Here is a 9,467-nt window from a genome sequence, read left to right as displayed (position 1 = left end):
GGGAAGATGAGAGGCAAGCAATTTCCAGGCGTGGTCGCTCAGATCATGACGGTGATACGCGGCGGATGGCATCGTCTCCAATCATCTTCGCATAAACTCCAATCTCGTGACGACATTATCTAATTCTATGCAAACTATTTGAGGCGAGGGACGTTACGAAAGGGCAATGGACGAAAGTAACTATGGAAGAAGACCCGCTCATCGCGATAAAGCTGCGATGAACGGGGCACAGTCCTGATAGTTTGATGAGTGGGCCACCTGCCATGCACCATCTAACCCTGGGACCAAACAGCTAAGCTCTTCGGTAGTTCAGCGAACAGACACAGCGCTGGCAGGTTGGGTTCTGGGCGACATTCAACGTGCGCCGGAACTCCTGTGCGGACGCTGAATTGATGGCGTCTTCGAGAGAGCCGGTCCCGATGTTGCCGAACTTGGGATGAAAGAAACATGGGCGGATGGAGCCGTCGATCTCCATGACGGCGGAGACCCAGGGGGCGTTGCAGAGGGGCGCTTCAGGTGCGAACTGTCCGAGGTGCTCGCGGAAGCGGCGCGCAATATGGCGTAGCTTTCGAGGTGATTCCACGATATAGCGGCTGGCGATTTCTTCGCTGAACTGCTCAATCAGCAGCTCGATCTCGTGCTCCAGGTTTGTGATCTCCGACGGTGAAAGCGCGACCTGGTTCTGTCTCTCGCCCGGCCAGATGAGCTCGCGATTGAAGGCATGGGATGAGACGTCGGTGGCGAGAAACGAAATGGAGTCGAAGGCGAGGCGTTTCGCCGCCGATACGGTTTCGCGCAGGAAAAGGAAGTTAGCCCGTTGCACGGTGCTGCGAGCCTGTATCGGCATGTCCGTCCGATGATGCCGAACCGCGGCGATTCCTGAGCGGATCAGATCGAAGCCGCGGTTCACCCGCCGAATTTCATCGTGGACCGCCTCCGGGCCATCGAGCGAGATGATGATTTCGTCCACTCCCGCGGCAACGCTTTCCGCGCGCCTGGTGAGCAGCAGGCCTGTGGTCAGAAGCGTGACGCGGACACCGCAGCTTTGGAGAAAACTACAGAGCGCATCGAAGCTGGAGTGAAGCAGGGGTTCGCCGCCGGTTAAAACGACCTGGCGAACTCCCAGGGCCTTGATCGAGTCGCGGTGACGCATGATGCTGGCGGGTTCGAGCTCCGATCCAGGCGGCCGCTTCCAGATGTCGCACATCAGGCAGCGGCAGTTGCAGTTCTCATGCACGTTGAGCAGTAGAATGGGCAGAGACGTGAGTTTGCCGGACTCGACCCTGTACTGCTGAGGCGTTTCTTTGAGGTCAACGGACATCAGGCCTCCACCGCAGCTTGCGCAATGCGGAGTCCGCCCAGGTAAACATTGCCCGTTCCGAGAACGTTCTCCGCAGCTTCAAGGAGCGTGAGTACTGGAGCCCGAAGCCAACGGAGCTCGTCCTCTATCTTGAGGGAAAGCAGCCCGTGACGCATCTCCGCAGGCAGGCGATCAAAGATCTTCGGGGACGCCAGCTTGACCTCTCCGCCGACCAGGACTAGCTCAACATCGCGCCAGCTTGCACTGGAGAGAATTTCAGCGGGGCTGCCGGGGCGATGTCCGATTGCGACGATGTCTGCCGCGGAACGCGCACGGAGCGTGCCTTCGCCGCGATGAAGGCGCGCGATGCGCGCGGAGCGATCCGTGACCATGGGGTAGAGTTCGTCCGCGTGGAGACCGCACTTGTTCCGCGCGAAGCGGAGTTCATCGAGGAGATCGCCGTCGGCGGTAAGTGGGGAATCGCTGCCCAGGGCGAGGCGCTCGATGGAGCGCAGGCGCTCAAGCGTGTGCGTTGTTTGAAAGAGAAAATTGTTTGATGAGGGACAGATGACCAGCGCGGCGCGGCGCCGATTCAGCAGATCGGCTCCCATAGCGTCGAGCGCCAGGCCATGCACGAGAACGCTGCGTTCTTCGAGCGCGCCCATGGCGTCGAGCGCGTGCAGTTCCGCTGCGGCGGAGCCGTCGATGCCTTCACATGCATGGATAAAAAACGGGCGAGCATCGCCTGTGCGCTTCAAGGCGGAAGGAATGTCTTTGGCGAACGCGATGGAGTGTTCCCAGCCGTACTCCTTCACCACGCGCACGGGAAAACTACTGTCCTGAAGCGTCGGATGGAGCGGATTGTGTTCGCATACGGTGGTGACTCCGCAAAGCAGATTGCGAATGGCTCCCCACCAGAGACGAATGTCTTTGGGTATCTGCTGGTGCAAGGCGATCGTGCAGGCGGCAGATTCCTGGATATCGTGAGCCCACTGCGAGGCGTTTTCGTAAGGAGGAGATCCGAGGCGCGGAAACAGCGCGAACTCCAGATGATCGTGCGCGTTCACCAGACCGGGGAACAAGAGGTATCCGTTGAGATCGAGGGTGAGCGCGCGGTTGGCGGACTTCTGCGCGGAGCCGCTCATGATGGAAGCGACGGCGTCGTGTTCAATTGCGATGGAGGCGGGAAGCTGCTCCTGTGCGCCAAGAGCACACTGCGCGCCACTCAGATGGAGAGTGTGCGTGGCGTCCGCTATGAGTGGGCGCAGCGGCAGCCTGCGGAGATGGAGCAGGTAGATTGCGGGCCTGCCAGCGGCTTGATGCCAGGCTTCTTCTTTATCGTGTGCCTGGAACAGAACGCGCTCCAACTCACCGAAGGGCGGCTCAAGAAGCGCGGCCACGGTGAAGCCATGCGACGTGAAGGCGTCGATCACGCGCGCCAGCGGCCACGTCCGCGTTGCCAGCCGATAAGCCACTCCATCGGTCTCGAAGCCGCGCTTCCAGCCGAGGGCGGCGGCGGTGCCAGGATGCATGTCGGACAGGTAGAGATCGCCGTCCGCACGCATGACGCGCGCCAGTTCGGAGGCACATTGATTCAGGTCTTCGACGTAACTGAGGACGAACGAGGCTAAGGCGAGATCGGCGCTTGCGGATGCGGCGGGCAGGGAAGGAAGCCCGCCATAATTGAGGCGCGTATTCGCCAGGTTCTTTGCGGCCGCGGCTTCCAGCATCTTTGGGGAAACGTCCACGCCATGCAGTGAGGCTGGATGACTGCCGGCGAGACGTGTGAGCCAGCGGCCGGTACCGCAGCCTACATCGAGGATATGTTTCTCTTTGCAGTCGGGAAGGAGGCAGGGAAGATAGCGCTCCTCGAGCGCGAGCAGCGGGTTCTCCTGGCGGTCATAGACTTTCGCCCAGGCGTCGAAGGCGCCAGAGTTGTCTGGCGGCGCGGCCGCAAGCTCGGCGGCAGCGGTCACAGGCTCTCCCGTTTTGGCTTGCGGAGATTGATGAAGCTATGAGCCCACTCCAGTTCTACGGGATGGCTGTAGACCTTCAACGCATAACGCCAGGCACTGAGCGTCTTCAGCAGAAGGCGGCTCCACTTCGGCGCCCGTATGTCCTGCACGGTGGGCCAGCGGGAGGCGACCACCAGCTCGAAGTTGTCGATAAGAGTTTTGGTCTTGGCCTTCAACCACGGGGAGCTGGTATCGATGCGCAGGGTGAAGTCCATCCAGCGCTTGGTCGCCCACTCTGCCGGGGTGTCAGGAAAAGAGATCTTGTCGTCGACATCTCCATACATTGAACCCTTCTGCGGCGTGGGGGTATAGTGCTGGACGATGATCTCGGAGTCGGGGTTGATGCGTTTGAGCTTGCGGATGAAATGTAGCGTCTCGCGCGTGTCGCGTTCAGGGTCTTTGGGATTGCCGACGACGAAGGAGAACTCGGGAATGATGCCGAACTGGCGCGTGCGATGGGCCATCGTCACGGTCTGATCTGTCGTGATGCCTTTTTGCATCTCCTCAAGAGCCCAATCGGAGCCGGACTCGGCGCCAAAGAAGATCATGGTGCAGCCGGCCTTTGCAATGACGGCCATCGTCTCGTCCGAGTAACGCGACATGATGTCTACACGTCCCTCGCACCACCAGCGCAGATTGAGTGGGGCCATCAGCTCGCAGAGCTTGAGGGCGTGGTCTTCGCGAAGGAAGAAGTTCATGTCGTAGAACTGAACGGAGTCGATCTTGTAGCGGTCGATCAGGTGCTTGAGAATCGCCACGGTGCGCTCCGGAGATTCCATCTTCTCGTCGCGTCCGTAGGCCGCATGCACGCCGCAGAAGCTGCAGTTGAATGGGCATCCGATGCTGGCGTGATGGACGGCTGTGCGCTTGCCAAAGAACGATGGACGTAGATATTTCTCCACTGGCAGACGATGAAACGGGGACCAGGGAAAGCTGTCGGGGCCCTTCATTGGACGCTCGGGGTTACTGCGATGCAGACTGAAGGAGTCCTTGTACGAAAGTCCGCGGATCGACTCCAGCGTGCGGTTGCCGCGAATGGCGTCGATCAGTTCCAGCAGTGTGTCCTCGCCCTGTCCGCGCACCACGAAGTCCACGTATTTTGCGTTCAGGGTTGTATCCGGATAGATGGAAGGAAAGTAGCCGCCCCAGGCGATCTTCACATGCGGGCGCAGCCGGCGGATCTCACGCGAGGTCTCCATGGCGGCGACCATCTGCGGACCGGGCATGGTGGATACGCCGAGCAGATCGACAGGATGCGCATCGATGAGCTTCAGGAGCGCCTCGACGGGATTGTCTTCGAGATTGCCGTCGACGATCTCGTACTCTTCGCGTCCTTCGAGGACGGCGGCAAGAGCCATGACAGCGAGTGGAAGCCGGCAGTTGCGCGGCCTGGTGGCGCGTGGATGGAAAAGAAGAATCATGCTGCCTTCCTGGCGGAGTAGATGCGGAAGCGGGCGGGCTCGCGGCGGCCGCGCACGCGCGCGAGCCAGGGCCGCATCGACCACTTCAGGCCATAGAACGGGACATGGCGTTTCAGGCGCAGGTTCAGTGCCTGCTCCAGATCGTTCAGTCTTGCGTCGGTAAGAAACTCCAGACTCGGGATCGAGTTTGACAGTGTGCCGAAGCGTTTGAGAAAAGCCTCGCGCCGCTCTGCCAGCATGCGCTCGCCGCTGGAGGCTTGGGAGTACCAGGGCGAGTCGGCGATGACGATCAGGCCGCCAGGTTTCAGGCAGCGCATCGTTTCGCGCAGGCTTGACTGATAGTTTTCGGCGTAGTGAAACGACGCATTGAAGATCGCCGCATCGAATTGTTCTGAAGCGAACGGCAGTCGCGTGCTCTCGGCCTGTACGGCCGGAAACATCTCCGGCAACTGCTGCTGATAATGTTTCGCAGCGCCCAGGCCGTCCTGATCGTTGATCAAGAGATCGACGGCTACTGGGCGGAAGCCCATTTGGGCGAGGCGATAGCTCATCCATCCGTTGCCGGCGCCCATATCCAGAACGCGTGCGCCAACGCCCGCAGCGGCCTTGATCCGCGGGAAGATGTGTTTGACGAGATAGGAGTAGGTGCGCGCCCGGATGGTCCATTGCGCCTGGTTCTGGCCCGATGTATCCACGTAGGGTAAGGAGAGGTAGTACGGCGCGCTCTTGCTGCCGCGGCCTTCGGCTGCGCGAATCATTTCGTAGTCTGCGATAAATCGAGCATAGTAGGCGGCGCGCTCTTCAGGTAATGCCAGCCATATACCCTGGTGTTGCTCCAGGCGGAACGAGCATTCGTTACAGGTCAGGGCGGATACGTCTTGTCCTGTACATGCATCGAGAGTGCCGCCGCAGCGCGGGCATTGCAATGTCAAACCGGCGACGGCGGCGCTGGAGGAATGCGCTGATTGTTCGATCAGGCTTGGCATGGCCGCCTCTTCTCAAGATGCAGCAGCATGTGGTCACCCGACGAGCGGAGACCGGGCCAGGTGCGTACTGTTTTATCGATCGCGCCCAGGAGCTTCAATAGGTGCGGATGGCGCGCCATCCAGGCCTCAACGTAGGAGGGTGGGACGGCAATGCCGATTCCCGTGGTGGAGACGAGACGGAACTCCGGCGCAAACGCACGGCGTAACTGCGCAACGGTCGGATAGTAGACCGGAAATTCGAGACCATCGAGGCGCGCTTGCGATGCGCCCTTCCATCGGCGGAAGGCCTTGCGTGGAAGGCCGCGCATCAAAAAGTAGACGGTCTCCCATAAGCAGTAGCGTGTCGAAAGGCAGAACAGCAGCGATGCTCCCGGATCGAGCCGCTCGGCCAACTGTTGCGCCACGCTCTTCAGATCGCTGACACAGTTCAGTCCGGAGAAGTTGGAGAAGACGCCATCGAAATGCAAGGCTTGCGGCAGGCTGCGAATCTCTTCGCTGCGCAGCGCGAACAACGTAATGCGCGCTTCGGGTGACTCGGCGGTGATCTTTTGACGGGCCTGCGCGATCATGCCCAGCGACGCGTCGCATGCGGTCACGACCATGCCTTTACCGGCCAGGAAGAGTGCATCCTCTCCGGTCCCGCAGTTCAACTCCAGGATGCGGCTGCCTGCCGCGAAGACCGTCAGGGCGTGCTTCCACACTACCTCACGCTGCGATTTGCCGATCGCGGAAAATGTGAAGATCGAGTCATAGCTCGGGGCCACCCGGTCGAATGCGAGTCCGGCGGCTGCATTGTCGAAGGTGTCCAGCATCACTGCTCCACCTCGGAGTAGGTGGCCAGCAGCGCGGCCCGCTCAATGGCGATGTTCTGCCGCAGCAAGGCCGCTTCCTGGGGATCGACCGGCTGCTGAGGAGCGCTGGGATTGGAAAGCATGCGGGCCAGTGCGACTTCATCGCGCAGGACTTTGTCGGCATGCGTATAAAACTGACGCGAATGACGGCCTTGAATCTTTAGCTCGCGATCAGAGGTTTTACCCCACGGTCCAATCTGGATCAAGCGTGACGCAATGCGATTGTAGTAAGACGTTCCCTTGATGGGATAGGAGACGGTCGTGAAGAAGATATCGGGCTTCGAGATGCTGACGTGTTTAATCGTCGCCTCAATATCCTCCATCTCCTCTCCCTCGTACCCCCACATCAGAAACATGCCGCTCTGGATGCCGCGCTCGCGGCACATCTCCACGGCCTTATGCACTTGCTCGATCTTGACACCGCGGTCCATCGAATCGAGGATACGCTGCGATCCGCTCTCCGAGCCGATCCACATCCGGAAGCAGCCGAGATCGGCGAGGATGTCCATCATCTCGGGGCTTAGACGGTCGGCGCGCGAGATGCACTCGAAGGGAATGCGGATGCCGCGTTGGCGCATCTCCGCGGCATAGCTGCGCAGCCATGCGTGGTTGATGGTGAACACGTCATCGGAGACCCACATCATATCCGGGCGGTACTCTCCCAGCAGCCACTCCACTTCATCGACGACCTTGATGGGGGAGCGGCGGCGGTGCGACTGGCCATAGACCTGATGGCTGCACCAGTTGCACCGGAAGGGGCAGCCGCGCGCGGTAATGAAGTTCACCGATCCGCTGCCGTGATGCGTTCGCCAGGTCTCGACATAGCGATGAAGGTCGATGGCTTCACGAGCCGGCCATGGCTGCAGGTCGAGATTTTCGATCTGCGAGCGCGGCGGGTTCTGGCAGAAGTTCCCGTTGCCGTCGAGGAACGCCAGGCCTGCGACCTTCGAGAAGTTGGATTCGCCGCTGCGCAGCGCCTGCAGCAGCTCTTCCATGGTCAACTCGCCTTCGCCGGCAACCACAAACTGGGCACCGGCCTGGAGATACTCCAGCGAATACGCACCGGGCTCAGGGCCGCCGACGACGGTTGTCCAACCAGCCTCTTTCGCGACGGAGAGAATCTCGACGACGTTGCCGCGCGTCATCAGGTTCGCATAGATGCCGAGTACCGAAGGCTTCTCGAAGCGCAGATACTTGAAGAGTTCCTCGCGGCTGGAGAAGGTGGTGTCGAAGACATCGACGTCGAAGCCGCGATTGCGCAGATGCGAGCAGAGATAGAGAATGCCGAGCGGAGCATACGGCTTCATGATCTGCCGCTCTTTGGGATCCTCAAAGAGAAAATATCCGTGTGTGAGGAGCATATCCCGCATTTATCCCCCCGTGGTCCCGGTTAACTGGTGAACGGGGATGAAGCCCGCTGGCTGCTCCGTGGCGCCGATGTGATCCTGCGAGAGGACGAGCGCGTTGGGGTTTCTGCTGCCCGGTTCGAGCGCGAAGACTTCCTTCCACAGTTGATCGACGGAAGCCGCCGTGCGGGCTTCGCTGCCGGAGTTCCAGGCGTCGACTTCGGCGTGGAGAGCATTGCGCACGGCGCGGTAGAACTCGCTCGCGTACTCGGCCTGAAACATGATGCACAGGTCGTCGCTATCAGCCCAGTTGCGTTTGACTCCCAGTTGGGCCTGGACGCGCTCGTAGAAGACGGTTCCGGGCAGCGGATAGGAGAACGAGATTCCGATGTCGTCGGGCCGAGTGCTGCGGACAAAAGCGATGGTCTCCTGCAGGTCCTGCCATTTTTCGCCAGGATAGCCGAACTGCAGGAAGTAACATGCTCGAATGCCTGCGTCCTTCAAACGCTGCCGGGCCGTGCGGACGGTCGAGAGCCGGAGGCCTTTGTCCATGGCGTCGAGTATTTTTTGCGAGCCGGACTCAACGCCCATCCATATCTCAGCACAGCCTGCGGTCCGCAGCGCTGCTACTGTCTTTTCGCTCATCAGGTCCGCGCGGGACTGAATCTTGAAGGGAAGAGCTGCGTCCATTCGGGTCACTTCAGAAGCGAAATCCTGGACCCAATGGCTGTTCAGCGCAAACACATCGTCGCCGAACCAGATGTGGTCGGCCTGCGCGTCCGCCTTGAGCTGTTGCATCTCTTCCGCCACGGCTGCGGCGGAACGCAGATGGAATTTGTTGCCGGAGATCGGTTTCGCGCACCAGTTGCAGCGGTAGGGACAACCGCGGCTCGAAACCATGTTTACCGAGAAGTAGCCGTGCGCCTCGACCCATGCCTTGCGGTAGGGCGCGAAGTCCGTCAGATCGCGGGGCGGTTGCGGCAATTCGGTCCAATCCGGATTCTGCGAGAGCCTCTGGCGGCTGTACACCTGTGTGCCATTCGCGGCAGTGCGGACGAGACCGTCAATCTCGGCCGGACGCGTCTGGTTGAGCAGATTGCCGCAGAGTTCGACCAGCGTCTGCTCGGCTTCTCCTCGCAGCACGTAGTCGACACCATGATTGAGAAAGATCTCAGGATGATCGGTAGCGTCCGAACCGTGGACGACGACAGGGAGTCCTCTTTGCTTTGCGGCCTCTGTTATGTGCCATGCAACTTCTCTCATGCGCGTGAGGCACATTTTGGTAAGGAAGTTGAAATCGTCTTCGTAGATCACGACGGCACGCGGGTTGTGCTCCGCGAGGAAAGCAGCGAACTCCTGCTCCGGATTCAACAACATCGTGTCAAACAGGGCAACCGTGAAGCCCGCGGCGCGAAGAGTAGCGGCAGCATACAGGGTGCCCAATGGACGATAGGGCTGCATCTTCCGCACCTGCTTCTGGTCGTACGGCAGGTGGTATGAGTGCGTCAGCAGGACGTCTGCCATGGGCCACCTCCACGCAACGGCAGT

General features: G+C 60.4%; 7 protein-coding genes. All 7 read right to left on the bottom strand.

Annotation, left to right across the window (positions count from 1 at the left end):
• Nucleotides 1–292 precede the first annotated feature (292 nt).
• From ABSG47_RS09505 to ABSG47_RS09475, 7 genes are read right to left on the bottom strand one after another with little or no spacing between them, the layout of a single operon-like run.
• Nucleotides 293–1,321 (bottom strand): radical SAM protein, encoded by a 1,029-nt coding sequence (locus tag ABSG47_RS09505; protein ID WP_424169213.1) that lies wholly within the window; start codon nucleotides 1,319–1,321, stop codon nucleotides 293–295.
• A complete protein-coding gene (locus ABSG47_RS09500; protein WP_424169211.1) occupies nucleotides 1,321–3,276 on the bottom strand; it encodes a methyltransferase domain-containing protein in 1,956 nt (651 codons plus the stop codon). Before ABSG47_RS09500 ends, ABSG47_RS09505 begins: the two co-directional genes overlap by 1 nt.
• Nucleotides 3,273–4,736 carry a B12-binding domain-containing radical SAM protein gene (locus tag ABSG47_RS09495; protein ID WP_424169209.1) on the bottom strand — a complete coding sequence of 488 codons (1,464 nt, stop codon included), beginning with the start codon at nucleotides 4,734–4,736 and terminating at the stop codon, nucleotides 3,273–3,275. Before ABSG47_RS09495 ends, ABSG47_RS09500 begins: the two co-directional genes overlap by 4 nt.
• Nucleotides 4,733–5,722, bottom strand: coding sequence for a class I SAM-dependent methyltransferase (locus ABSG47_RS09490; protein WP_424169207.1), 990 nt, complete (start codon nucleotides 5,720–5,722; stop codon nucleotides 4,733–4,735). The genes ABSG47_RS09495 and ABSG47_RS09490 overlap by 4 nt, the downstream gene beginning before the upstream one ends.
• Nucleotides 5,710–6,534, bottom strand: coding sequence for a class I SAM-dependent methyltransferase (locus ABSG47_RS09485; protein WP_424169205.1), 825 nt, complete (start codon nucleotides 6,532–6,534; stop codon nucleotides 5,710–5,712). The genes ABSG47_RS09490 and ABSG47_RS09485 overlap by 13 nt, the downstream gene beginning before the upstream one ends.
• Nucleotides 6,534–7,934, bottom strand: a complete 1,401-nt coding sequence (locus tag ABSG47_RS09480) for a B12-binding domain-containing radical SAM protein (protein ID WP_424169203.1) — start codon at nucleotides 7,932–7,934, stop codon at nucleotides 6,534–6,536. The genes ABSG47_RS09485 and ABSG47_RS09480 overlap by 1 nt, the downstream gene beginning before the upstream one ends.
• Nucleotides 7,935–7,943: 9 nt before the next feature.
• Nucleotides 7,944–9,443, bottom strand: coding sequence for a B12-binding domain-containing radical SAM protein (locus ABSG47_RS09475; protein ID WP_424169201.1), 1,500 nt, complete (start codon nucleotides 9,441–9,443; stop codon nucleotides 7,944–7,946).
• Nucleotides 9,444–9,467 lie beyond the last annotated feature (24 nt).

This window comes from Occallatibacter sp., from assembly GCF_049510455.1.
Classification (GTDB): domain Bacteria; phylum Acidobacteriota; class Terriglobia; order Terriglobales; family Acidobacteriaceae; genus Telmatobacter.
The sequence above is the reverse complement of the archived record's forward strand: the minus strand, read 5'-3'. Positions and strand labels throughout refer to the sequence as shown.

What these genes read in the sequence shown, in the direction of transcription:
- ABSG47_RS09505 (WP_424169213.1), bottom strand. Translation starts at nt 1,321, where the DNA reads ATGTCCGTTGACCTCAAAGAAACGCCTCAGCAGTACAGGGTCGAGTCC.
- ABSG47_RS09495 (WP_424169209.1), bottom strand. Translation starts at nt 4,736, where the DNA reads ATGATTCTTCTTTTCCATCCACGCGCCACCAGGCCGCGCAACTGCCGG.
- ABSG47_RS09490 (WP_424169207.1), bottom strand. Translation starts at nt 5,722, where the DNA reads ATGCCAAGCCTGATCGAACAATCAGCGCATTCCTCCAGCGCCGCCGTC.
- ABSG47_RS09485 (WP_424169205.1), bottom strand. Translation starts at nt 6,534, where the DNA reads ATGCTGGACACCTTCGACAATGCAGCCGCCGGACTCGCATTCGACCGG.
- ABSG47_RS09480 (WP_424169203.1), bottom strand. Translation starts at nt 7,934, where the DNA reads ATGCTCCTCACACACGGATATTTTCTCTTTGAGGATCCCAAAGAGCGG.
- ABSG47_RS09475 (WP_424169201.1), bottom strand. Translation starts at nt 9,443, where the DNA reads ATGGCAGACGTCCTGCTGACGCACTCATACCACCTGCCGTACGACCAG.